21 protein-coding genes are annotated in these 24,090 nt (G+C 72.2%); 5 read left to right on the plus strand and 16 right to left on the minus strand.

Going from position 1 to position 24,090, the window contains the following annotated elements:
* The 4 genes from BIV57_RS11455 to BIV57_RS11470 all read right to left on the minus strand — a co-directional run.
* The coding region (locus BIV57_RS11455) for a hypothetical protein (RefSeq protein ID WP_071656636.1) at positions 1 to 392 on the minus strand (392 nt) is incomplete at its 3' end.
* Positions 393 to 609: 217 nt separating this feature from the next.
* Entirely contained in the window at positions 610 to 960 is a 351-nt protein-coding gene (locus BIV57_RS24110; protein WP_071656637.1) for a hypothetical protein, read from the minus strand.
* Entirely contained in the window at positions 957 to 1,235 is a 279-nt protein-coding gene (locus BIV57_RS24115) for a hypothetical protein (protein ID WP_139275602.1), read from the minus strand. The genes BIV57_RS24110 and BIV57_RS24115 overlap by 4 nt, the downstream gene beginning before the upstream one ends.
* An 11-nt stretch (positions 1,236 to 1,246) precedes the next feature.
* Positions 1,247 to 1,480 carry a hypothetical protein gene (locus BIV57_RS11470; RefSeq protein ID WP_139275603.1) on the minus strand — a complete coding sequence of 78 codons (234 nt, stop codon included), beginning with the start codon at positions 1,478 to 1,480 and terminating at the stop codon, positions 1,247 to 1,249.
* Between the two features lie 405 nt (positions 1,481 to 1,885).
* Between BIV57_RS11470 and BIV57_RS11475 the strand changes: the two genes are divergently transcribed.
* Positions 1,886 to 3,268: an NsdA family TPR-like regulatory protein gene (locus BIV57_RS11475; RefSeq protein WP_071656640.1), complete on the plus strand. Its 1,383-nt coding sequence runs from the start codon at positions 1,886 to 1,888 to the stop codon at positions 3,266 to 3,268.
* A 104-nt stretch (positions 3,269 to 3,372) separates the two neighbouring features.
* Here the strand turns inward: BIV57_RS11475 and BIV57_RS11480 are convergent, their stop codons facing one another.
* Positions 3,373 to 4,419, minus strand: a complete 1,047-nt coding sequence (locus BIV57_RS11480; RefSeq protein ID WP_071656641.1) for a hypothetical protein — start codon at positions 4,417 to 4,419, stop codon at positions 3,373 to 3,375.
* Positions 4,420 to 4,640: 221 nt separating this feature from the next.
* Positions 4,641 to 5,369 (minus strand): hypothetical protein, encoded by a 729-nt coding sequence (locus BIV57_RS11485; RefSeq protein ID WP_139275605.1) that lies wholly within the window; start codon positions 5,367 to 5,369, stop codon positions 4,641 to 4,643.
* Positions 5,370 to 5,872: 503 nt separating this feature from the next.
* Here BIV57_RS11485 and BIV57_RS11490 point away from each other — a divergent pair.
* The 4 genes from BIV57_RS11490 to BIV57_RS11505 all read left to right on the plus strand — a co-directional run bounded on the left by BIV57_RS11490 (position 5,873) and on the right by BIV57_RS11505 (position 9,641).
* Positions 5,873 to 7,318, plus strand: a complete 1,446-nt coding sequence (locus tag BIV57_RS11490; protein WP_071656643.1) for a helix-turn-helix domain-containing protein — start codon at positions 5,873 to 5,875, stop codon at positions 7,316 to 7,318.
* A gap of 15 nt (positions 7,319 to 7,333) precedes the next feature.
* The gene (locus BIV57_RS11495; RefSeq protein WP_107409546.1) at positions 7,334 to 7,813 is read left to right on the plus strand and encodes a hypothetical protein; all 480 of its coding nucleotides are present in this window, start codon (positions 7,334 to 7,336) and stop codon (positions 7,811 to 7,813) included.
* A gap of 170 nt (positions 7,814 to 7,983) precedes the next feature.
* The gene (locus tag BIV57_RS11500) at positions 7,984 to 9,069 is read left to right on the plus strand and encodes a helix-turn-helix domain-containing protein (RefSeq protein ID WP_071656644.1); all 1,086 of its coding nucleotides are present in this window, start codon (positions 7,984 to 7,986) and stop codon (positions 9,067 to 9,069) included.
* A complete protein-coding gene (locus tag BIV57_RS11505) occupies positions 9,066 to 9,641 on the plus strand; it encodes an HD domain-containing protein (protein ID WP_071656645.1) in 576 nt (191 codons plus the stop codon). Before BIV57_RS11500 ends, BIV57_RS11505 begins: the two co-directional genes overlap by 4 nt.
* A 23-nt stretch (positions 9,642 to 9,664) precedes the next feature.
* Here the strand turns inward: BIV57_RS11505 and cutA are convergent, their stop codons facing one another.
* From cutA to BIV57_RS11550, 10 genes are all read right to left on the minus strand, one after another.
* On the minus strand, positions 9,665 to 9,991 hold the full coding sequence (gene cutA / locus BIV57_RS11510) for a divalent-cation tolerance protein CutA (RefSeq protein WP_071656646.1): 327 nt from the start codon (positions 9,989 to 9,991) through the stop codon (positions 9,665 to 9,667).
* A gap of 160 nt (positions 9,992 to 10,151) precedes the next feature.
* Positions 10,152 to 11,345: a lanthionine synthetase C family protein gene (locus BIV57_RS11515; protein ID WP_071656647.1), complete on the minus strand. Its 1,194-nt coding sequence runs from the start codon at positions 11,343 to 11,345 to the stop codon at positions 10,152 to 10,154.
* Entirely contained in the window at positions 11,335 to 14,412 is a 3,078-nt protein-coding gene (locus BIV57_RS11520; RefSeq protein ID WP_079170237.1) for a lantibiotic dehydratase, read from the minus strand. Before BIV57_RS11520 ends, BIV57_RS11515 begins: the two co-directional genes overlap by 11 nt.
* Positions 14,413 to 14,518: 106 nt before the next feature.
* Positions 14,519 to 14,650, minus strand: coding sequence for a hypothetical protein (locus tag BIV57_RS26415; protein WP_265736988.1), 132 nt, complete (start codon positions 14,648 to 14,650; stop codon positions 14,519 to 14,521).
* A 49-nt stretch (positions 14,651 to 14,699) separates the two neighbouring features.
* Positions 14,700 to 15,929 carry a methyltransferase, FxLD system gene (gene fxlM, locus BIV57_RS11525; RefSeq protein ID WP_071656649.1) on the minus strand — a complete coding sequence of 410 codons (1,230 nt, stop codon included), beginning with the start codon at positions 15,927 to 15,929 and terminating at the stop codon, positions 14,700 to 14,702.
* Between the two features lie 223 nt (positions 15,930 to 16,152).
* Positions 16,153 to 17,343, minus strand: a complete 1,191-nt coding sequence (locus BIV57_RS11530) for a M20 family metallopeptidase (protein WP_245797571.1) — start codon at positions 17,341 to 17,343, stop codon at positions 16,153 to 16,155.
* Positions 17,344 to 17,361: 18 nt separating this feature from the next.
* Entirely contained in the window at positions 17,362 to 18,135 is a 774-nt protein-coding gene (locus tag BIV57_RS11535; protein WP_071656651.1) for a transcriptional regulator, read from the minus strand.
* A 296-nt stretch (positions 18,136 to 18,431) separates the two neighbouring features.
* Positions 18,432 to 20,225, minus strand: coding sequence for a vWA domain-containing protein (locus BIV57_RS11540; RefSeq protein ID WP_071656652.1), 1,794 nt, complete (start codon positions 20,223 to 20,225; stop codon positions 18,432 to 18,434).
* A 96-nt stretch (positions 20,226 to 20,321) separates the two neighbouring features.
* Positions 20,322 to 21,443 (minus strand): AAA family ATPase, encoded by a 1,122-nt coding sequence (locus BIV57_RS11545; protein WP_071656653.1) that lies wholly within the window; start codon positions 21,441 to 21,443, stop codon positions 20,322 to 20,324.
* A 295-nt stretch (positions 21,444 to 21,738) separates the two neighbouring features.
* Positions 21,739 to 23,265, minus strand: a complete 1,527-nt coding sequence (locus BIV57_RS11550) for a helix-turn-helix domain-containing protein (protein ID WP_139275606.1) — start codon at positions 23,263 to 23,265, stop codon at positions 21,739 to 21,741.
* Between the last annotated feature and the right edge of the window lie 825 nt (positions 23,266 to 24,090).

The raw sequence follows: 24,090 nt of genomic DNA on the forward strand, positions 1-24,090 counted from the left end.
GCGGGGTCGGTCAGCGGGGTGTCGGGGCCGGGCGGGGTGAGCCAGCAGCGGCCCCCGCGGACGGCTCCCGGTATCGGCACCCGCAGGGTCACCAGGTCTTCGCGTCCGACGGCGGTTCCGGTGCCGGTCCAGGCCGCAGCGGCGCCGGGCGCGAGGAGGACGTAGAGGCTGCCGGTGTCCGCGGCCTGCAGGACGGGGCCCTGGTGGCATCCGGCCTCCCGCAGGCGCCGCAGGGCGCGGGTGCCCAGGGCGGCGGGGAGCTTCAGCACGTCGAAGCGGGTGCCGACCTGGACGAGCGATTCGCCGGTGGCCTGGAAGTCGGCGAGCACCAGCATCGGCGAGGAGACGCTGGTCTCGGCCAGCCACCACAGCCGCGCAGCTGTCGGGTCCATCCGGGTGGCGCCCCTTCGGTGTGTGGTCCTGGCCATCGCTGCCTCTCGTGGAACTGGGGTGGGTGATTTTGTGGCCTCGGGCCCGGCTGCGGTCGGGCCCGAGGCTTCCCGGCGGCCGCCGCAGTGAGGGCGGGCAGCCCCTACGACCGCCGGGAGTCGAACCCCGGCCGCCGCCGGGGGATCCGGGGCCGGCGACCGGGAGCATGAACGGACCGGGTCAGGCGAAGCTGCTCAGCGCGAGCCGCGGGATCTGGTCGGAGTCCTCGGAGTGGTCGCCGAGCAGGTGCACCCGCCAGTCGGTGACGGCATCGGCCAGGCGTTGCACCATCACGTCCGAGACGTGGGCGGCGAAGGCCGGTGAGGCGGCGACCTGCTGGGCGTGGTCGGCTTCGGAGCTGATGCGCGCGGTCAGCCGGACGCACCGCGGACAGGGCCGGGGTCTGCCGGCAGCCGCCTTGCCCTCGTCTTCGGCGGCGGGGTGGGCAAGGCCGGTGATGGCCGCACGCCCGTCCGCTGCTGCGCGTGGGTGCGTTGAGGGGTGAGTCGCGGGGTGGGGGAGGGCGGTCATAGCTGTACTCCCGTCGGCTGCTGCGCGTCCGCGCGTTGGGGGACGGCGCCGATCGGCCGGTGGATCTGCTGGTGCAGCGTGCGGCGATGGCGGGCCTGCCACAGCCACCGTTTCCACCACGGCAGGTGGCGGGCGACGTGGCGGGCCAGGACGAGGGTGTCGCGGTCGAGGTCGGCGGCGATGGCCAGCCACAGGCTGCCGTCGTCGGCCGCCCTGGCGATCTTCAGTCCGGCCAGGCCCTCCTCGACCCCCCCGCGCAGCCTCCGGCACGTCATGCATCGGGCGGTCACGTGCCGCTCTCCGTCTCGGACTTGGACCTGCGCTTGGGTTCCGCGCCGTCGGCGAGCGACAGCAGACGGCGCGCGACGGACCACTCCCGGCCCAGCTCGGAGCGCACCCGCACCTGGTTGGCCTCTACCGACACGACCTGGACGATCACACCGGTCAGGCCGTCCTTGGCCCAGCACCCGGGCTCCAGCCCGTCCCCGGCCGTGCGCGTTGGACCCGTCTCTTCCTGCACGGCGGTCACCTCCCGCCTGCCGAGCCGCTTGCCAACAGCGGCGGTGGTGCGATCGGACGGGGCACGACCGGCTCCGCGTCCCAGCAGGTCCCCAGTCCGGCGGCGAGCAGCAGGGCGCCGCACGGCTGGCACTTGGCGGCGTCTCGGCTGCCGCGCACCGCGACATCGTCGCGGCCGCACCGCGTGCAGCGGCCGGTTCGTACCCCGTGATGGCACATCGGTGATCTCCCCAGATCGAGCGGTAGTGCACGACGACCAGCAGAAACGCCCAGGTTCATGGCCGTTCGGCCATCGTGTGGATCGGAAGCCGGGCAGACTAGGAGCAGGGTGGGTATCCCGGATGGGTAAACCCGCCGGTAGCGGACCGGGAGACGGCCGAGCGTGACGGGCAGCGAAAGGGCGCAGATGTCGGAACGCGGACCGAAGGCGGTTCCGGCCAGCCTTCTGCAGCGCAGCGACTTCGCGACGGCCTGCGCCACCGGGGACTACGCCGCGGTCCTGTCCATCGTCAGGAAGTACGGCGGGATCGGCTTCACCAACAGCCACCTCGCCCGCCGGATCGGCGTGACCCCCAGCCGGATCGCCGAGTACCTCAGCGGCACGCGCCGCAGCCAGGACATCGACCTGATCCGCCGCATCTGCGACGGACTGGCCATCCCCGGGCACATGCTCGGACTCGCCCCCAGGCCGTGGGAGCAGTCCACCGCCGACTGGGCCCGCGCCCACGGCATGCCCGTCGCCGACGCGCTGGAGGACGGCCGCGGCCTGCTTTTTCCCGACGGGGCGCTGATCCCCACCGCCGAGAACCCGGACCTGACCCGCGCCGCCCACAAGTGGATCATCGCCAGCCCCGAGCCCCTGGAGGGCATCGAGAACGGCGGACGCGTGGACGCCGCCATCCTCGACCGGCTTTTCGACGTGGCCCAGCAACTGCGGATCACCGACGACCACTACGGCGGCGAAACCACCTTCACCCTCGTCGAACCCGAAGTCCGCTTCGCGCTGCGGCTGCTGAGCGTCGGCAGCTTCACCCCTGAGGGCCGCGCGAAGATGCTGCGCATCGTGGGCGAACTGACCCAACTGGCCGGCTGGGCCGCCTACGACGCCGGCTGGCACCGCACCGCCAACCGCTACTACGCGACCGCGCTGCGCGCCGCCAGCCTTTGCGGCGACACCATGATGGGCGTCTACGTCATGTCCTCGCTGGCCTTCCAGGCCGCCGGCGAGCTGCAGATCGAGGACGCGCTGGACTACACCGCCTCGGCCCGCGCCGGCGGCGCCCACGTCCTGACCCCCGGGGTCCGCTCCCTGCTGGACACCTGGGACGCCCGCGCGCTGTCCCTGGCCGGCCCCGATCAGCGCGAGCGGTTCCGCCGCAGCCTCGGCTCCGCGGTCCAGCACTTCGAGCGCCGGGACGCCGAGCAGGACCCCAACTGGCTGTACTGGTTCGTGCATCCCGAATCGATGGCCGAGATCGGCCGCGGCTACACCCGCACCGGCGACCCGCAGCAGGGCCTGTCCGTGCTGGCCCGCGGCGACGATGACGGCGTCGCCAGCGAGCGCGACAAGATCCTCTACGACATCTATCGTGCCGAGGCCCTGGCCGGGCTCGGGGAGATCGAGGAAGCCGCCGACCGGGCGATCCGGGCCGTCCACGCCAACAGCCGCACTGCGGCGATAGGGCAGTCCCGCGCCGTCGGCTACCTGCGTGACCTCGGCCAGGTGTTGAGCAAGCACACCAGGCAGCCGCGGGTTCGCGACCTGCACGAAATACTGAAGCTCGCCTAGCGCGTCCGCCGAAGGACACAGGGATCCGCCTGCCGTGCGCGCGCGCATCGGAACGCCTCGCCGGGGAGATCGGCACGGAAGCGAGTGGGCCGCCGCCGGCGGGTTCACTGCGCTGCCCCGGGTCGGGCAGGGCGCCGGGAGGCGTCCTGGCCGGACGGCGACCTCCGCATGAGGCGGGCCCGGTCGCGGGCGCTCACGATCACCTCGGGGACCTGCTCGGGTTCGAGGGCCAGCTGCGACCAGGGTTCGGTGTGCCCATACGGGCCCATCGCGTCGAACACTGTTGAGGCCTCGGCCAGCCGGTCCGCCCGCACCAGGCCGTAGGCCAGATGGGACAGCTCCGGGACGGTCCGGGTTCGCGCGTAGGGGAACCATTTGTTCAGGGCCCCGTCGGTGTCGCTGCGTACTTGACGGTCGCTGTGCCAGTGCGCGCGGGCGGACTCGCGCCCGGGGTCGGTGCCACCACGCTCGACCGCGATGTGACCGTAGAGCGGCAGCAGAAGGGGTGCAGCGCCCTTGGGCGCCTCGGAGGCCGCCCACAGCCCGAAGCGGTAGGCCGATTCCGCGAGCCCCCGGGCAGCCCAGAACTTGAACATCGCGTGGAAGGCCTCGCGGTTGAACGGGTCGCGGTCATGGGCTTCGTACAGCAGCGTCCAGGGGCCATCGGCGGTCAGTGCGCGGGGGCCGCGCTGGTTGTGCTGGCTTCGGGCCGGGGCGAGTTGAGCGAGTGTCAGCGCAAGGACCTGCGGCGCGGGGTCGGCCCGCACGTCCGCGAGCAGCCCGGCGGTGGCCAGGGTCGCCTCCGCCAGACGCTTCGATGCCTCGACGTTTCGGGTCCGGTGGCTGAGGATGGCGCGTTCGACGGCGACCGCGGCCTCCATGATCCGCGCGTCGGGATTGCGCGGTTCCGTCGCGAGCCAGGATTCGACCACAGCGGTGGTGCGTACCTCGGCGGCGATCGCGCGGATCCGATTGGTTCGCAGACTCCACTCGCCCGAGGAGGCGGTGAGCAGGGCGCTCATGGCTCTCCAGCGACCGTCAGTGGCGTCGGCGATCGCGTCCCTGAGTGCGGCGTCGGGGCCGACCGGATCGAGGATCAGGCGCTGCTCGCCGGGTGCGAGCTGATCGCGAACGAGAGCGTGCTGGGACATCGGAATCCTTGGGGGATCGTCACAGGTGGAGGTGGGGTCAGGGCCGCCGGACGCACCGTCAGCGGACTGGCGGCGGCGGTCTGCGGATTGTGCAGGGCACGAACGTCGGATGGTGCGTTGTGGTCGCCGCGACCCGGCCGGCTGGGTTGCCTCCGGTCCCGGCCGCGCCGCGGCGACCACAAGACGCCACCCGAACGCAAGGTGCGGGGCGCGCGGAGCGATCATGCTGCCGCCACCTGCTCGGCCACCCGCTGCAGCGCTGCGGCCAAAGCATCCGGGGCGGTCAGCACGCCGCGGCCGTCCGGAGGCACCAGCCAGATGCGGCCCCCGCAGGGCCCAGAACCCGGCACCGTCAGCCGATCGCCTTGCTTCGGGAGCGCCCGAGAGCCCGGGGCCCGCCACCGCTCTGTCGATCCGGGGGGAAGCAGGAAGTAGGTGCGGCACGCCGGCGCGGTGCTCGCCAGAAGGACCGGTCCGATCTGCTCGCCCGCGTGCTGCAAGTGCGGAATCGCCTCCAGACCGGTTGCGGCAGCGGTCCGTACCACATCGAAGGCGGTGCCGACCGGCAGCGCGGTCTGGCCGGAATCCAGCTCCTGCAGCGCCATGGCGCGCAGCTCCGGAGGCTCGACGGCGAGCGCGAGCCAGGCGTAGGCGGGGGGGAGTGACAGGGTTGTGGACGGCACGGTGGACTCCAGGGCGCACGGGGTGGGGATCGGGGACGAGGATGCTTTGCGGGCCAGGGCACGCCGTTGGAACTCCCGCTCCGCGATGGCCCTTTCGGCAAGGACCAGTGCGGCCGAGGACGCCAACTCGCCCACCGGAGCCAGGGTCGGCCAGCCGCCGAGCTTGTGAATGAGCCGCTTCAGGGTCTCGGTGTCGTCCTGATCGGCGAAGGCGACCTGGTGGGCTGTCGCCGCGTTCGGGTGCGCGGTGAGCAGGGCCCGCATCATTTGGGCTGCAGAGCCTCGGCACGCCAACTCGGCAGCGACGCCCGGGAGTGGGGACTCCAACTGAATGATCATCGGCCCGCCTCCGACTTCCGGGCGGCCCCGCCCGCTAGGCAGCCGATGCAGGTCCGCACGACGACCACGCCGCCCGATCGGAGCCGCCGCCGACCCGTACGCACCGTGGCCGGGCGGGGTCGGCCGCAGCACGTGCAGATCCCCGGAATCGCCATCGGGCGGCTCGTGCCAAAGGCAGGTGAGGCAGCTTGCGCCATGCGATCCGGACCTCCTGAACGGAGTTGGAGATGCTGCAAGGGACGAGGCCGCCAACGCGTGAACGTCACACCGTCGAACGGAGATTCGTGAAGCGAGACCCTGCCCTTGGTATGCAGCCTCACGGTGCACCCCGGGCTATGCCTATGACCGGCAGGGGTTACCGCCGCGGTCATACACTGGCGTCCGGCCAAATCAGCACGCCGCAACGGCGCGGGTGCGCAGAGGAAGTCGCAATGAACCGCAAGCAGATCCCGCCCGAGGTCCTGGAGCGCGCCGACGTGCGCCGCGCGCTGGCCGAGCACGACCTCGCCGCCGCATTCAAGCTGTTCACCAAATGGGCCGGCCTGTCCCAGAACGCCCTCGCGGCGGCCACCGGGATCACCCCCGGAAAGATCTCCCTGATCATCCGGGGCCGACAGCAGGTGACCGCCTTCGCCGTCATCTGCCGGATCGCCGACGGACTTCGCATCCCGGGACGCCTTCTGGGACTCGCCGACCGCCCCTGGGAACACCAGGCCGATCCAGCACTGCCGCCGGCAGCCGCGGACGATGTGACGGCCGCACCGGAGCCGACGGGCGCCTGGGCACCCTCCCGGACCGCCGACCTCGCCGCCGACCTGACGAGGAACGACCTGATGCTCGACCGCCGCGCGGCCACCCGCACCATGGCCGCCACCCTCACCGGGGCAGCCCTGCTCGATCCGCTGGAACCCTGGCTCAGGCCCGCCGCCGCCGACGCCACCCACCGGCCGCCGGGACGGCTGGGACGCCGCGACGTGGAGCACCTGGAGCAGGTCGCTATCGCCTTCCGCCACTGGAACCACACCCACGGCGGCGGCCTTCAGCGCAAGGCCGTCCTGGGCCAGCTCAACGACGTCAGCGCCTTCCTGGCCCACCACCAGCAGACCCACATCGCCATGGGCCTGTATCGGGTGATGGCCCAACTGGCCAGCACCGCAGCATCCATGACGCTGGACGAGGGCGACGAACAGCGCGGCCAGCAGTACTACCGGCTCGCCCTGCGCGCCGCGCACGCCGGCGGCGACATGCCCTTCGGCGCCAACGTCCTGGCCGCCATGGCCCGTCAGTTGCTCTACCGGGATCAACCCCAGGACGCGCTGGACCTCGTCCGTCTTGCCCAGGACGGGGCCCGAGGCACGGCAGCCCCCCGGGTCCGGGCAATGCTGCTCACCCGAGAAGCGTGGGCCTACGCGGCCATGGGCCGCGTCGGCGCCTTCGAGCGCGCCACCGGCCAGGCGGAGCAGGCCCTCGCACAAGCCGGAGGCAGCGACGACGACCCGTACTGGATCCGCTACTTCAACGCCGCCGAACTGACCGGGGTGACCGGCGGACGCCGCCTCGACCTGGCCCGCACCGATCCACGCACCCACGCCGAGCGGGCAGCCGACCAGATCCGCACGGCCATCGACCAGCGCGCTGCGGAAGCCGGCCGCTCGCACGTCCTGGACCGGATCGGCCTGGCCGAATGCCACTTCCTCACCGGAGACCTGCGTGCAGCCGCCCCGGCGACGCTCGCCGCGGTCGAAGTGGCCGAGCAGCTCACCTCCACCCGTGTCCGCCGCCAGCTGACCCGGCTCTACGCCTACACCGTGGGCCGCCACACCAGCCCGGGACTGCGCGAGGCACGCGATAGGCTGCGCGTCCTGCTGGCCGACTGACAAAAGGAGCGACCCGTGGTGGTCCTTGCCGTGACCGGACACATGAACGTCGCACCCGACAGCATCCCCATGATCAGCGAAGCTTTGGACGATGAGATCGCCAAGTACCCCGCCGAGGACCTGATCGGCGTCACGTGCCTGGCCCGCGGCGCGGACACCCTGTTCGCCGACGCGGTGGTGAAGGCCGGCGGACGGCTGCGCGTCGTCCTGCCCTCCCGCGACTACCGCGACCGGAAGGTCAAGCCAGCACACGCGCCCGACTTCGACCGCCTGATCGCTGCAGCCGACGTGGAGGTACTTCCCTTCGACACCGCCAGCCGAGACGCCTACGAGGCCGCGAACGAAATCCTCCTGGGCACTGCCGATCACCTCATTGCCGTCTGGGACGGCGACACCACCGCCAACCGAAGCGGCACCAGCGACGTCGTCGCGCGAGCCCAGGATGCGGGCCTGCCCGTAACCGTGGTGTGGCCGGCCGGCGCCCACCGCGATTGACCAGGCGCGGTGCCGGAGTCCCGCAGCGGACGAGGTACCGTCCGCCGCGCAGAGGTCGAGCATGATCGCCACTGGTCCCCCTGATTGATTGGGTCGAAAACGACCGTAGGTAGCACGCCAATGGGGTAGTACTGACTGGCAGTACGCATTCCGCAGCGGTGGGCGAGGCTATGGCGGGGACCGGAGCGATCAGCGGTTATGTACTTCGACTGATTCGCGAGAGCACGGGCAGATCGCAGACGGCGTTCGGCGACGCGATCGGCGGCGTCGACCTCAGCACGGTGCAGGGTTGGGAGTCCGGCCGTCGGCCCGTAGCCAACATGAAAGCCGGAACGCTCATCGACCTGCGCCACCGCCTGCCCCTGCTCGGCGCCGACAAGCGGCTCATCGGCCTGCTCGACGCGGCGATGGACGCCGACCGGATCGTGGCCGGCATCCTCGCCCCGCCCGCAGAGGCGACTAGCCATCCCCTCGCCCAGTGGGTGCACGATCGGATGACGACCCACATGATCGCTTGGACACTCATCGGCAGACCGCCGCCGATCATCGCGGCCCTGCCGGTACCGACGAGGCGCGGTGCGTCACCGACGGCGCCGACGCTGTCCGCCCCGGACCGCGCCGCGGTGTTCACCAACCTCCGCACCGCGATCGAGTCGGCCCCGTCGACCGGCGCCGGCGTCCTGCTGCGCCGCCAGGCGCTATACCTGACCTCCTACGACCGCAGCCCCGGCGCCTCGTCGTGGACGGCGCAGGCCCTGCACAGCCGGCGCGGAACCCTCGGGATGCGTGGCTGGTCCCCGCAGTGGGCCGAGGCCCGCTCCACGGCCACCGCCCTGGCCCGCCTGGGTGACCACACGCCGCTGATCGATTTCATTGACCGGGCGATCGCCGACGACGATCGTGGCGAGGCCGCGAACCTGACCTACTGGGCTTACTGGTTCGGCGCGGTGCGCCAGGCGCAGCCCGACGACGGGTTCATGGGAGACGTTGGGGAGTTGTCGAGCTGGGAGCCCATGGCCCTGCTGCACCGGCTGGTCCGTGGCCTGGACGAGGCGCCGACGTACAACAACCTCTACGCCCACTCGATCTGGTCACTGATGACCTTGCACCCATGGCTTCCTGACGCTGCGCCACAGGCGGCTAGTGTGCTGTCCGTACGCGTCGCCGGGCTGCTGGACGGCGCGGAGGTGTCCACCCGGGCCCGGCGCGAGCTGAGCGCCGTGCACCGACAGATCGGCGAGAGGAACAGCGCATGACCGAACAGGACCCCGCGCGCGGAACGGTCGCGTTCGTTTTCGAGACCGGCATGCTCAAGCGCATGTCGCGCACCGGCTGGTGGCATGTGGGGGTCAAGGAGCCGGAGTCGATCGCCGACCACTCCTTCCGCGCGGGCATCATCGGCTCGATCCTGGCCATGATGGAGGGCGCCGACCCGGCTCGCACCGCTCTGCTGAGCCTGTTCCACGACACTCAGGAGTCGCGGATCGGCGACATCGCCCACATCGGCAAGCGCTACCTCAAGGCCCAGCCGAACGAGGCCATCACCGCCGACCAGCTCGCCGGCGCCTACCCGGCGGTCCGCGACGGGATCCAGAAGATCGTCGAGGAGTACGAGAGCTGCACCAGCATCGAGGCCAAGTGCGCCCACGATGCCGACAAGGTCGATTGCCTGGTGCAGGCCGTGGAGTACCGTGAGGCCGGGCACAGGAACATCCAGCCCTGGATCGACACCTCCTACGAGCACCTGCGGACCGAATCGGGCCGAGTGCTGGCCGACGCGGCGCTGGAGATGACGTCCATGGAGTGGCGTGAGACCTTCCTGCCCTGACCGCGGGAGGCTCTCGCTCCGCCCTACCGCGGATGGGTCTCCTCGACGACCCAGGCCAGATACGCCTCCGACCCGCCAGTCACCGGCAGGGTGATCCACTCAGGCACGTCGTAGCTGTGCCGGCCGGCCACCCAGGCCGCCAGGTCCGGGAGCCGATCGAGCGTGGTCTTGTACGAGACCCGCCATTCCTTCGCGGTCTCGATGGCGTTCTTCCAGCGGTAGATCGCGGTGAAGGGCGCGTCGATATGGGCGCATGCGGCGAGTTGCTCCTCGACGGCCCCGCGCGCCAGGCTCTTGGCCTGCTCCTCGTCGTCGATGGTGGTCTGGGCGATCACGATGTCGCTGGACATACAGCTCCCTCTCCCACTCGGTGTGACCCAGCTTGACCCTACCCAGCCGGTGGATCCGTTGGTCAGGTAGCGGCACCTGAACGCAGGCGGTCGAGGACAGCGGCGACCGGGGCTTCGACGGTCGTCTGATCGTCTCGGTCAAGGAGGCACGTCGTCGCCTTCACCGGAGCACCATGAACGCGTCCCAGTCCGTGACTACCGTGCTCGTCGCGGCCGTTGTCTGCGCCAGCGCCAGGCCAGCCCTCCCCATCAGCAGGCCCGACTCCGGGTTCGGCTTGTCCGGCAGCAACTGCTCGGCGAGTCCCGGCAGATGGCCCGTCAGGGTGTCGGTGACCGAGTCGGCGGCCATGCGCCAGGCGGTTTGGAACAGTCCGGCTGCCCCGTGGCACAGGCCGGACTCGGTGATCTGGGCGAGCTGTTGGGGGTCGTTGATGCAGCCGAGGATGGCTGCCTCGGCCAGGTCGCGGCGCGCCTCGTCGTGCAGGGCGAGCGCGGCCAGCTGCTGGGCGCGGGCGATGCCGGGGGTGCCGTAGCACCAGGACGGGCGGGACGGGCGCAGCTGCCGGGGGGTTCGGCGGCGCAGATCTTCGAGGGTGACGATCTCCGGCCACCACGGTCCGCTGGGGTGGGGCTGCTGCCAGGTATCCAGCCAGGTGCAGATCCGTTCGATGGCTTCGCGCTGCCCGGTGACGCCTATGCTGTTGCGTTCGGCCAGGGCGAGGGCGGCCAGGACGCCGCTGATGCCGTGTGCCATGCCGTGGTTGCTGTGGCCTCCCGTCGTGTCCGTGTTTCGGCTCTTGAGGGGCTGACAGCTCCACCATCCGGGGAGTCCGCCGCTGCCGGGGAGTGGGTGCGTCAACCGGACCAGGTATTCGATGACCCGCCGCGTCTGCACGCCATGTGGATCGTGGCGGAGGAGGTGAGCAGCGAGCCCGGTGAGTCCGTAGAGGGCGTCGAACTCGCCCAGGGCCGGCGCATCGCCGCGCTCGATCCGCGCCTGCGCGTGGTCCAGGCGGCGCTGCACCACGTCGGCGACACCGTGGTCGACGATGTCGTGGACGCGGACGTAGCGTCCGGAGCGCGCTGCGGCGTGCAGGGCGTAGGCGACGGCCGGTGTCCCGAAGAACGGCGACGCCGTGGAGCCGGTGTGCAGGCCCCCGGTGACGGCGGCGGCCAGAAACCGATGGCCGAGGGCGGGATCGCCCAGGTGCTGGGCGGCACGTTCGAGGTGGAGCACCGCGATGCCGGCGGCGCCGTCGGCCAGCGACTGCGGATGACAGCCGGCGTGGTCGGCCGGGTCCGACAGCTCGTCCGCCAAACTGGTGGATACCTGCAGGAGGCGGTCAGTGTCCATCGCGTGCCCTGGCGCGGACGGTGTGGGACAGGGCCGCGGCACGCGCCAGGTGCCGGACGGTCCGCTCGCTGTCAGGGTCGAGTCCGATCATCCGGGCGTGGTGCAGGTGCATCAGGGAGGACAGCACCAGGTCCGGATTGGGGCCGTCGGCCGGAAGTGCCCTCCGGTAGGCGGCTATCGCGGTTGCACGCTGCTTCCAGGAGTCGGCCAGCTCAGCGCCGGATGGCAGACCGGCCAGCCCCGTGGCGCCCGTGGAGGCGTCGGCGAGGCGCAGCGCCTCGCCCCGGACGCGCGCGGTCGGCGCGGGGGCCGGCGGACGGGCCGGCTGCTTGAGCATCCAGGCTCGGGCCGTGGTCGGGCTGCCGGTGAACGCGGCGGCGAGGTTGAGGAGGCTCGCGGCGGCCAATGCGGTCCGATCCGGCCCGTGCGCGCTCGCGCAGCTTGCCAACTGGACCAGCGCGGCGGCCGAGTCGGCGGCGAAGGCATGCTCCGCGGCGGCCAGAGCCGCTCCTTGGCCGTAGCGTCCGGTCTCCGGCGCGTAGCTGGCCAGCGACAGGGAAGCGAGCAGTCCTGCTTCGCGCAGCTGCTCGGCCCACAGGGCCAGCCGGCGGGCGGCCGGACCAAAGTCGTCCGGCTCGGGTAGCGGGATGCGCAGCCGCAGATGGGGGCCGGGATGGCAGTAGCGCAGGAACCACGCGGCCGGCGGGCCACCGGGCCAGCACTCCCACAGCTTCGGCAGCCGCATGAGGATCGCGGTGTGCTGGTCGGGATGGGCGCGCAGCTGCGCGCACAACCACGGCGAGGTGCCCGGGAGATGGACGGGCCGTAAAGCGGATTGTTGGGATCCGGCGCGCAGGTGCGGGGGCGAAGGTTGGGGTGGAGCGGTGGAGGCCAGGGGCAGCACGATCTCGTGGACCCGGCCGCCGATCCAACCGAACGCGTCCGCATCCGGGGCCTCGTGGAGGACGGCGGCGTTATGGCGATCCAGGTGGGTGCGGAGCACGGCGCGATGCGCGGGCTCGTCCAGGTCGAGGCGGATGAGGGTGTCGTCCGGCCCGAGATGTACCCACCGGGGTATGCGCCGAGCGCGGCGCAGCGCGGCAAAGCCCGCACTCCAGTCGGCGAAGGAGACATGCCGCTCGGGCAGTTCGCCGGCGGCCATCATCCACCGCGCCGGGGCGAGCACGGTGCGCCGGTAGCGCACCCGGGGGAGAACGGACAGCTGCTCGGCCGCACCCCACTGGAAGGGGAGTGGGCGGGCGGCCAATGCGGTGGGCAGCTCGCACAGAAACCGCGCCATCGGATGGACCGAGAGACGATGCTCAATGGCGTTGAGCATCAGCGGCTCGACGGTGCGGCCGGTGGACAGGTCGACCAGCCACAGCTGGTCGGCGGTGGCGGTGACGGCCAGGTCACGCAACCTGAAGCCGCCGCCGGCGGCGGGGTGTTCACCCACCGGCAGCGGCGGGAACACCTCGACGCTGCGCCCCAGGTGGCGCACTCTCGGGGCCAGCGGCGGGCAGGACAGCTGCGCGATAACCGCACCTTCGGTCATCGGCGGCAGTCCGCTCAGCGCATCGACAGCGCTCTGGCGGGCGGCGGGATCCAACAGAGACAAAAACCGGCCGAGGGTCGTGCCGGCGGCCCGGGACACTCCAGCCAGCAGCAGGAGGAACGCGCCGCGATCCACGGCCTGCGGAGTGGCTGCAGCCACCGCGAAGCGCAGCTCGGTGTGCGGGGCGACCGGCCCGCGTGCGGCGCCGGCCGCCGCAGCCAGCTGCTCGATGTCGCGGTCGGCCAGCGTCAACTCGCGCCCCTCCAGCACCGCGGACTGCGCCCACCGCAGCAGGAGGTGGTCGCGCTCGCCGAGCGGCGGCGGAGCGGGACGGGCCGCGCCCCGGTAGCCGGCGGGGTAGCCCACGCCGATCGCAGAGTCGACCGCCTCGATGACCGGAACCAGGGCACCGGAGCTGTAGCGCTCCAGGAACGCCCGGTGCCAGGCCCTCCACTCGGGCCTGCCGTGCGGCCGGGCCGAGAGCCGCACCAGCGCCTCGGCGGCGATCGCGGCCTCGGCCCGCACCGAAGGAGGAAGGCTGACCGCCGCATCCAGGTGGACGTCCACGGCCAGGGGGCGCGCCGGCGGCCCCAGGGCGCCCATGCGGATGGCGGCCCGCTCACGCAGGGCCCGACGGGCCGACGGCGTGGCGGCCGACGGGTAGTCGGCCATCATGGAGGCCAGCTCCTCAAGTTCGCCTTCCACCTTCTCGTTGGCCGCGGCGGTGGCCGGGTGGGCGCGCAAGTGGGCCAGGACGTCGGTGACGTGCATCGGGGTTTCGAGGTCCGTCAGCAGCACCCCCTGATCGATCAGGTCGGTGACGAGCCGGGCAAGGACACCCCCCGGCACGGTGCGAAACTGAGCGCCCAGCTGCCCCAGCAGAACGGCCACGGTGATCGGTGGCGAGGCCGCCTCCAGCACCCGGCGCACGGGATCGGTCAACCGGATGCGCCGGCATTGCCACCGGTCCGATCCGAGCGCGGCGGCCCCCCCTCCTCCGGGCAGCTCGATCCAGCCGTTCCGCTCGACGACCAGATCGTTGACGGCGACACTCGTGCGAGCGAGGGACGCCGGCTGGCGCAGCAAGACGGCCTCGATCTCCGCCAGCCATCGGGGATCCGGCGCTGCGGCCGCACGGTGCCGGCCTCCCCAGACCACCTGGGTGTGCCGCTCCAGGCGCATCGGTGCGATGCCGGCGAACATCCCGAACGGCGTCGCCCGTCCGGCGGAGCGCAGCCGGTAGTTCCGGACGGCCTCGACGGTGCGGCGCACCCGCTGCGGCGAGGTGATCCGGCCGCTGAGTGCGCCTTCGACGGCGGCCGCCAGATCGGCGCTGGCAACCTCGACCGCCTCGGCGAGGTCCGGACGCCACTCCTGCCGCAGCCAGTTACGCCAGTTTGCTGGCGCAGCGTCTTGGGAGCGTTCGGCCACTGTCGGCCAACTCTGCGTCCCACCCGATGCGGCCGCGGCGCGCAGCATCCCGGCATCCACGACGCGATACAACCTGGCCATCGATCCCCCTTCGGCTTACGTGACGACCTCGAGCCGCCCGAGCAGGCGTCGGCCGCCCCGGACACGCCCGGGGCGGCCGACGGGTCACGGATTCACTGCAGCGGCGTCAGCAGCCGCTCTTCTCCGTGGAGCCGGTGCAGCCGTCACTGGTGCACTCCTCCGACGAGGAACCGATCGCTTCGGTGCCCAGGTCGACCAGCTCGACATCCAGGGCGAACTCACTCAGATCAACGTCCATGGCCAACAGACCTTTCCGTGCGGATGGTTAGGGGCGGTGGTGCGATCGCCTACCGGACTGGATCGGCCCAGGAGACGACGATGGTGGTGTGGAGCTTGCGCAGGATGAGGCTTCCCGGGGCTGGTTCGATGGTGTCGCCGGCGGGATGGACCGACAGCTGAGGGCCAGCCCCGTGGCGGTGTGTGCGGTCCCAGGTGCGGAAGTGCTCGGCGAGCCGTTCGGTCAGCTCGGCCCCGCAGGGACCGTGGCCGATCGCCCCGAACTCCCGGCCTCCGTCGGCGGTCGGGCGCAGTTCGGCCCGGTAGGCGATGCTGTCGTCGGTGACCAGGGCGGGGGTGCCCATCCGCCATGAGGGGCGGACCGCCTTCCGCTCCAGCGCGGATTGCTGGGCGACCAGTCGGGCGAAGCCGGGCCGGGCGAGAAGGTACAACTCCAAGCTGCCGAAGGTCTCGCCGGGTGCCACCGCCACGCCGCTCCAGACTTCATGCGCGGGCGTGGTGAGGACGCCGTGCAGCCGGTCGCTTCCGACCAGGTCTGCCTCATCGAGCCAGAGGTTGACGTCCTCCTCCAGCAACAAGGAGGTGCCGCGGTGCTCGCCCGCGCCCTGGATCGGCACGAACCCCATCGCCCTGGGGCGAAGCCGACTGACCAGCCGGGGGCCGTCGGCCTCAAGGGCCCAGGCGTAGGTCATGCCGCGCGTGCGCAGGGGAAGCACCAGCCTCCCGTCCGGCGCCAGCTGGGTCCGCCAGGCCGGCGGGATGTCCCACGCGCCAACCGTCACGATGATCCGATCGAACGGCGCGTCCTCGACCATGCCGAGTTCGCCGTCGGCGCACACGGTGCGCACCTGGTCGTATCCGGACGCATCCAGGCAGGCCCGCGCCCGTTCGATGACGTCGGCGTCGATGTCGACGCTGGTCACCGCGCCGTCCGGGCCGACCAGGTGGGCCAGCAGGGCGGCGTTGTAGCCTCCGCTCCCGATCTCCAGGACGCGATGGCCGGGGCGGACGTCCAGCAGGGCGAGCATCACGGCGACCGCTCGGGGAGCCGAGACCGAGCTGATGTGCACCCCGCGCTCGTTGACCTTGGTCACGATCGGCTCGCCCCCGTAGGCCCGCTCCAGGTCGACGCCCGGGGTGAACCGGTGTCGCGGCACCTGCCGCAGCGCGGCCAGCACCTTCTCCGGAAGCGGCGTGTCGACTTCGTCGATGATCGTCTGGACCATCGCCTCGCGCAGCCGACGTGCTTGCTCGGCCTCCTGGGGTTGAACCGTCGTCATGCTGCACACCCTTCTCGCAGTTACGTGGAGTAGCGATTGCTGCGCGTCATGCAACCACAGGGCTGCGACACCCAGGTGCTCACCGACTCCCGCGCTCGGGAGCGATCCGGCTGCGGGCCGCTCCCGCACGGCGTGCTCCTATGACAGCGCGGGGCGCCCGCCGTTCCCAGAGACGCACGTGGCGCGTTCCTGGGAGGCGGGATGGGACGAAGATGGGACGCGGTTAGGAAGCGTCCAGCAACGCAAGGACGGCCTGCCGGTAGACCTCGTAGACCACCGGAAGCTCGGCGAGGTGGGCCCGCTCATCGACCGCGTGCAGCCCTTCGTAGGGCACCCCGAACCCGGCGGTGGCCGGGATGCCCTCCCCGGCCAGCAAGTTGCCGATATTCGAGGGACCGGCCGTCTTGGCACGCACCGTGAGCCCCGCCCCGCGCACCGCGTCCAGCAGGGCCGCGGCCGGCTGGTCGCCTTCGGTGAGTCGGAAGGGCGGCCACGAGGCCACCGGAGTGATCTCGGTCGGCCGCGGGGCCGGCAGATCCGCGTCCAGCTCGGCCACCGCCTTGCGCACCAGCGTCTCGGCCTCGCCGGCATCAAAGCCAGGAGTGGTGCGGACATCGACGTTCAACTCGCACCGATCCGGCACCACGGAATAGCCCTCACCCCCGCGGATCGCGGTCACCGACAGCTTCGGCGCCAACGGAAAGCCTGTCCCCGGCGCGCCGGGAAGGTCGGCCGCATCCAGCAGCTGCACCAGGCGGGCCGCCCGCGTGATCGCCCCGACCACGGACCGGCTGGAACCGGAATGGCCCGAGGGCGCATGGACGGCGATCGTGGCCCGCCACAGCCCCCTGCCTCCCACCACCACCTCATCCAAGCCCGGATAGCCGATCAACACCCCGGCCGGGCGCGGCGTGTGATCCTCGGTCAGATAGGTCCGCGCCCCGCCGAAGCCGCCGGTGTGCTCGTCCACGTCCAGCAGCACCGCCAGGCCGCCGGCGAAGGAGCCGGCCAGCGGCAGCAGCTCCGCGGCCAGATGGCAGAACAGCGCGGCCGCGATCTTCGAATCGCTGGAGCCGCGGCCCAGCAGCCACCCGTCGACGACCTCGCCGCTGATGGGCGGAAACGACCACGCGGACTCGTCCCCGAACGGCGCGGTGTCCACGCACGCATCCAGCGCCCACCACGGCCCCGGCCGCCCCCCGCGGATCTCCACCAGCAATCCCACCGAACCGCCCGAAGCTGCGACCAGCCGTCGGCAGGGCACCCGCCGCTCCGCGAGCCAATCCTCCAGTACGCCCAGGACCGGCTCGTAGTCATCGATTCCGGCGCGGCTCGAACACCGCACCAGCGCCTGCGCAAGCGCCACCACCGACCCCGCCCGCTCCACCGCCACGCCCTCGTGCTCCTGGCCCACGCCGTCCCTGCCCCTCATCTACGGGTGCCGCACCGGCAGCGCACGCACCGCATCAATGCTCTCCACCTGCCGTGCGGATCCGCATGCCTCTCGACCATGGTGGACCAGTCCCACGGCCGCCTCCCGCCCCAGCAGCACCCCGCAGTCGAACCCGTCCGCGCCGTGCAGGCTCGGCAGCGGGATGACCGCCGCGTTCTCTGAGGCGACGAAGAACCGCTCCAGCGCATCCGGCGCCTCCACGATCCCCAGGTGCAAGGTCTTGACCCCGTTGCGGCGCGAGGCCGGATCGCGCAGCTCCAGCAGCCGCACCAAATGCTCCGCCAGCGCCCGATGCCGCGGCGGACCGTAAAGCACCCGGTAGTGCACCAGATCCGGATGCTGGGCCAGCGTGGTCTCGATGGCCGCCAAGTACGCCTCCTCCCGGCTGCGCGAGCCGGTCACCACCAGCTGCTCCCGCGCCCCGTCCACCACCTCGACCATGGACTCCATCAGATCCGTCCAGCGAGTGAGCAGCTTGACCACCGCGCCGGTCCCCGACGCCTCCAACGCACTTGCCGCAGCGCCATCCTGATGGGCAAACAGGACCTCCGAACGCTCCCGGTACAGCTCGCACAGGCCCGCCCGGTTCCGCGTCCCGGTCCGCCGGCGTCCAGACTCCCAGGCGCTGAGCAGGCTCGCATCCGCCGCCCCGCCGGTGATCGCGTTCAGTCCCTCGGCGGCATCCTCCAACGTCAGGTTGCGTGCCAGCCTGGCCCGCTTGAGCGCCGAATCGGCGCTCGCCGTCGCGCCCACGACCGCCCCCTTTCTCGCCCGCCTCAGGTCAGGATGCCCGCACCGGTCCAGGATCGTGCATCGAACGGCGCGGCGCCGCGCGATCCTCCGATACAGGCGCGCATCACGACGGCCACTCCTTGCGGTCAAAGACGGCAGCTACGAGGAAGAGCTGGGCGGGCCAGGTGATCGCGGGCATCCGCGATCCGTCGCCCGGGGGCGCAACACCGCACGGTCCGTCGCAGTGGGCAGTCGTCCACCACGGCACAAGCGGGACGGCTGCTCCTGCCAGGGGCGGGAGCAGCCGCGGCGAGACGTCAACAAGCGTTGCGCAGGGCGGTGGTGGCGGCCGTGGCGACGGCCGCGACCGCGGAGGCGGGATCGGCGACGATCAGGACGGTGGCGTGCGGGAGCGGCACGACCTGGTCGTCGAAGGCGATCTGGAGGACGGCGCAGCCGGAGGCGGCCAACTGGTTCAGCCGATCCGTGGCGAACGCGCGCTCGGCAGGGGTGTAGAAGCCGTCGGAGGCGACCACCAGCAGACGCCCTGCTCCGGGACGGTCCAGGGCGAGCGCGCTGGTCAGGGCGTCGGCGGCCTCGGCGAGGCACTGGCCGCCCCCGTCGGCCAGGAGGTAGGGCACGTGGCGCGGGGCCCGTCCGGGCCGGGTCAGCGCGGTCAGGTCGGTGGAAAACGCCAAGGCGGCGGAGCGGGAGTTCGGGTCGGTGAGGGTGCAGGCCTGGGCGGTGATCCAGGCGGCAGATGCCATCGGGCCGGTGGCGGCGGCCATCGATCCGGAGACGTCGACGGCGATCCCCACCCGCAGCGGCGGGTTGGGCACGTGGCGGCGCTGCACGGCCTTCCACGGCTCCGCGCTGGGCACGGCTCCGGCCGCGCGCTGCGCGTCGCGGGCGAGCGCGGCGCGCATCACCAGCCGTCCGGGCGGGGCCGCCGAGGTCGTCACCCGCTCGGTGCGCTCCCGCGCGGCTGCCGCTCGCAGGGCGCGGGCCAGCACCGCGGCAGCACGCCGCTCCGCCGCCAGGGGGTTCCGGCTGCCGACCCTGGGATCGAACAGGGCCTCATTCCTTCGGCCGCCGGGGGCAATAGCCCCTGCGGCCGGGGCGAACACCTTCTCGGCCTGAGCGGCGGCCGCCCGGTCGCGAGCCCGGTCTGTCTTGCGGGACGCCGCCGCCTTCGCGCGGACGGCGCGGGCGTCCGCCCCGGCCTCCGCCTCCTGCCGCTGGTGAGCGGATGCCGATCCTGCAGCCTGCCGAGCCGCCTCGGCGACTGCAGATCCTGAACCGCTGCCACCTCCCATCGCGACCGGAGGCGCTTCTTCGGGGCGGGCACCGAGGCTCTCGCACCACGCCCGGCCCAACGCCAGCATCGCCTCCGTGTCGTCGTCTCCGGTGGTGTGGGCGTCGGTCCAGATCGCGGCCAGCCGATCGAGCGTCTCGGCGCCCAGGAGGTGCTCGACGGCCTCGGCGACCGGCTGGGCCTCGTCCTCATCCAGCACGCCCGCATCGCGGCGGGCCAGGATCAGCCCGGCGGCCTGCCCGGCCTGCCACCGCTCCTCCACCTGCGGGTCGGCCAGATCGTCCAACACCAGCCGGTGCACCGCCCTCCGCAGGAACTGGCGGTCGGCAGAGCGGCGGGCGAGGTGGCGGTGCTCGGCGCGGGACTCCTCCAGCAACTGCGCCGCCTCATCGGCCGCCGTACCCCGCAGATGCAGGGGAGTGGTCCAGCGGCTGTGAGCGGCGTGCGCGGCCTCGTGGACGAGAGCGCCCCAGGCCACGGGGTAGCGCTCCTCATCCCCGACCCGCTCGGGGCGGATGCTCTTCGGGACCAGGGGGGCGAAGACGTTCGCAGCCATCTCGATGGCGGCCAGGGAGGGGAAGAAGGCGGCCGGGGCGCCGGAGCGGGTGTGCTGATCGATGGTCACCAGCAGGTCCTCGCGCCCGGACAGCTCCGGCAGCCGCGCAGACAGGGCGGCCGCGATCCGCCGCCACTGCGGGGCATCGTCGCGCTCGCGGACGAGGGCGCCGCCGTCGTCCTCCCAGCGGGCATCCTCGGCAAGCTGCGCGGGACTACGGCGGTGAAGGTGGCCAGTCATGGGAGGGGGCTCCTTGCAGGGATCGCTGCGACAAGGGGAAGAGAGGCGAGAGGGATCGGGGTGGGGCCGCCGAGGCGGGCGGCCCGTGCATCCGGGCTAGAGGCGGGGGCCGAGCCTGAGGGCCTCCGCGGGCGTGCCGGTGGCCTTGGCGACCAGCTCGGCGACCAGATCGCGGTCCTCGATCGGCGCGACGCCCACCAGATTGGCGAACGCCGCCTGATCCCCGAGGACGGCGGCGATCTTCTGAAAGGCAATCAGCTCCCGCAGCTGGGGCGCCCAACCGGCCTCGCCGGACTCCACCCGGGCCGCAAGGTTGCGAGCGATCCGCACCGCCCGAGAGTCGATCTTCAGCGCGTGAGCCAGGTCGTAGTCGGAGCCGACCTGCACCTGCACCGCAAACCGCGACGACAGCGCCTCGGTCAGGATCGCGCCGTGGACCCCCGGGTTGTGCCCGGCGATCGGGTAGAAGCCGTCGGCGGCGGTGATGGTCTCGCCCTTGTGGGCCTTGACGGTGATCTGGCGGCGCCCGTCCATGGCCGGGTAGAGGGCGGCCAGGACCTTCGGGGAGATCAGGGTGGCGTCGTCGATCAGCAGGGCGCGGCCCTCGGTCATGGCGACCACCAGGGGGCCGTAGACGAACTCGTACCCGCCGTCGGGGGTTTGGGTGTACTCGCCGATCAGGTCGCCGACCGTGGTGTCGCCGTCCCCGGCCACGGTGAGCAGGTCGGGGAAGGCGGCCTCGATCAGCGAGGTCTTCCCGGTGCCGGGCGGGCCGTAGAGCAGGGCGGCGATGCTGGCCTCGCGCAGCCTGCGCAACACCTCCACATCCGCCATCCCCGCGAGCGCGCGGGGGTGGTAGTCCTGCCCGTTGGGCCGCCGGATCGGGATCGGCCTGCCCGCAGCAGCCGGACGCGCAGGGACTGGCGCGGCGACGGGAGGCACCGGTGCCGGGCCGGGAACCGCCGAAGCGGCAGTTGCGGTGCGGTCGTTGGCGGCAAAGCGGCGGGGGCTCGCGCCCGCCAAGTCGGCCTCGCCCCGCTCGACCAGGGCCTGTGCGGCGTTGCCGACCGCCCCGGCGGAGCGGCCGAGGATCCGGCTGATCGCGGTGACGGTCAGGGCGGTGCCCGCCTGGTCGGTCAGGACCTGGGCGACGCGGGCGCGCAGCTGGCCGGGACGGTCCTTGGCAGTGGGGGCCGGGGCGGGGGTGGGAGTAGACATGGCGAGGGCACGCTCCGTGCAGGAGAAAGGGCTGGTGAAGGGCCTCGCGCCACCGTCTCGGTGCGGGTGTTCCGCGAGGTGGTGGTACTAGACCTTGGATCAGCCCTGGTGCTCAAGCGTGTGGGGCCGTGTCTGCCGTCGGCGAATGCTCCTGGGGCCGTGCTCGGCGCGTCGGCTCGGAGCATGGCGCCGGGCGGCGGATGTCCTCGGTAGGCGGGGCACGGCTTCCCGGGTGCGCGCCGGCCGGTGGAGGCGCCCGAAGCGATCTATCTTGCACCCGCTTCGGGCGCCCCGGTCAGGAGCAGAACGGCATCGGGGCCACCGGGTCGGGCAGTTCGGGCAGCTCGCCGACGATGCGCAAGGCCATGATCGTGTCGTGCAGCCCGGAGGCGCCCTGCTCGGAAAACAGCACCCGCCGCAACGTTTCTTCCGCGCTGCGCAGGCGGCGGCGAACCGTCTTGGGATGGCAGCCGGCGGCTGCAGCGGTCCGGTCCGCGTTCTGGCCGTTGGCGACCCAGGTCGCCAGCAGGCCGCGCAGGGCGGGTTGCTCGCTGAGGGGGGCGAGGAAGCTGCGCGCCCACTCCCGCGCCGGCTCGGCCTGCAGCAGGCTCTCCAGGGAGACGGTGCGCGGCGCGCGCCTGGCCGGGTCGGTGGCGGCGTAGCGGGCGCGGATCTGCAGTGCGGTGCTCAGCACAGCCTGGCCGCGGGCATCGCCCAGATCCAGGTGCAGCGCCTCGCCCAGCCGATCAAGGTGGTTGGTGACGGTGTTGCGGTGCAGGCCCAGGATCTCCGAGCTCTGGGTGGCGGTGAAGAAGAGCGCGACCTGGGCCGTTCCTCTCCAGTCGCCCGCGGTGTTGGCCGGGATGCGGCCGAGGGGCTGCAGGAGGTCGGCGGCCCAGCGGTGCGCGCCCGAGCCGAGGCACTCGGCGACCTCGGCCGGACCGCTGTAGTGCCATACACGGGACCGGGTCCGGGAGCGGTCGGCGGCCAGGTGCGCCTGGACGGCCTCGCTGTAGGCGGCGGCCGCGTCCTGGGTCTGGCGGGCCCGGCTGACGCCGGCGCACCGCGCCGGCGTGCGGGCGATCACCCGCTCCAACGCGCCCTCCAGACAGGTGTCCTGGGCCTCCTGGTCGTCGGCGGCGGGGGTGATGACGATCAGCTGGTGGCTGATGGCCGGGCAGTGCACGCACAGCACCGGGCGGCCCAGTTCCTGCTCGATGCCCTGCGAGACGGTCTCGCGGTGGTCCGTGCCGCAGGTCAGGAGGCTGACGCGGACGAACGGCCGGTCCAGTACCCCTGGGTAGAGGTTGTGCGCGGTCCGCCTGGCGGAGCTGGTCTGGCTGGTCATCAGCATCTGGAAGACCGACTGGCGGAGCGTGATCTCGCTGCGGACGCGGTGGCGGCGCTGCTCCGCCGCCTCGGTGAGCCGGTGGATGAGCGCGCACAGCCCGGCCGCGGACGGGAGCGCGAGCATCTCGCCGGGCGTGAAGGGGCGTTCGCGGGCCAGCAGCAGCACGGGGCGCGGGCGGCAGGAGCCGAGTGCCAGCAGCCGCACGTGCAGGCCGTGCGCGGTAATGTCTAGCGTGTCCGGGGCCGCCTCGCGCAGGGCGTCGGCCCGGTCGTGTGCGCACCGGGGAAGCTCGACGCTTCCGCCGGCGTCCTCGATCACCTTGCCGTCCCGGTCTGTGACCTGGACGCGGGCCCCGAGGGTGTCGGCCAGCGTCTTGATCATTCCCGTTAAGTCGGTGTGCGCGCCTTGGAGCGGCAGTTGCTCCAGCAGCACGGCACGGATGTCGCCTTGGTCGCCATTGACCGCAGGCATCACCACGAGAGTCCCTCCATGAAGTTGTGGTCCGGCCCCTCGCACACGGGCAGCGCCCCCTCAGGCACCGTGCGACCAGGCCGCTCCACCGGCCCCGAACCGATGGATAGTCATAAAGCATATGCAACACCGGTATGCGGGCAAAACCTAAAAATCTGGCAAAGCCGCGTTCCGTACCGACCGGTTCCGCCTGGAGCTGATGTTGCTGCAGGTCGGAGCGGCAGTCAGTGGCCCGTGGGGCGCCTGCGGCGGGTGCTCAACTGGGTGGCAGATGCAGCATCTTGGATAAGGATTTCGTGATCTTGTGCATTGGTGACCCTTGCGTCCTGTGAACCAACCGGTAGTTTCGGAAAGCACCTCATCCGCGAGAGGGTCCTGCGAGTCAACCGGGGGAAGCGATGCCAGCTGTCCGGGTCCACCACGCCGCTCGACGCACAGCGTCGACTGCCGCGCCGGCCCGCACAGCACCCCCCGGCCGCAGGTGCGCGGCACCCCGGCCCCCGGTGTCGCGCCCGCGCAGGACCTGACGGAGCGTTCGATCGCGCGGCCTTGCCGGATCGAGGGGATCTCCCTATATGGTCGGCGTCGCCCGCGAGTTGATCAACCGGCGAGCCCCGCCACGAAGCGGACGGCTTCGCCGCACCCTCTGGTCGCGCAACGGCAAAGCGCCCGGAAGTTGGAGCTTCCGAGCGCTGCCTGACGCGCCGCGCACGGCAACGTCCACGGCCCGACCCGCCACCACATGTCAAGAGACGCCGGGTGGGCCTCACCAACGAGAGGAAGTCTCTCATGCCCCCATGTCTGAGTACGAGGGCACTGATCAGC

The sequence above is a fragment of the Mangrovactinospora gilvigrisea genome, assembly GCF_001879105.1.
Taxonomy (GTDB): Bacteria; Actinomycetota; Actinomycetes; order Streptomycetales; family Streptomycetaceae; genus Mangrovactinospora; species Mangrovactinospora gilvigrisea.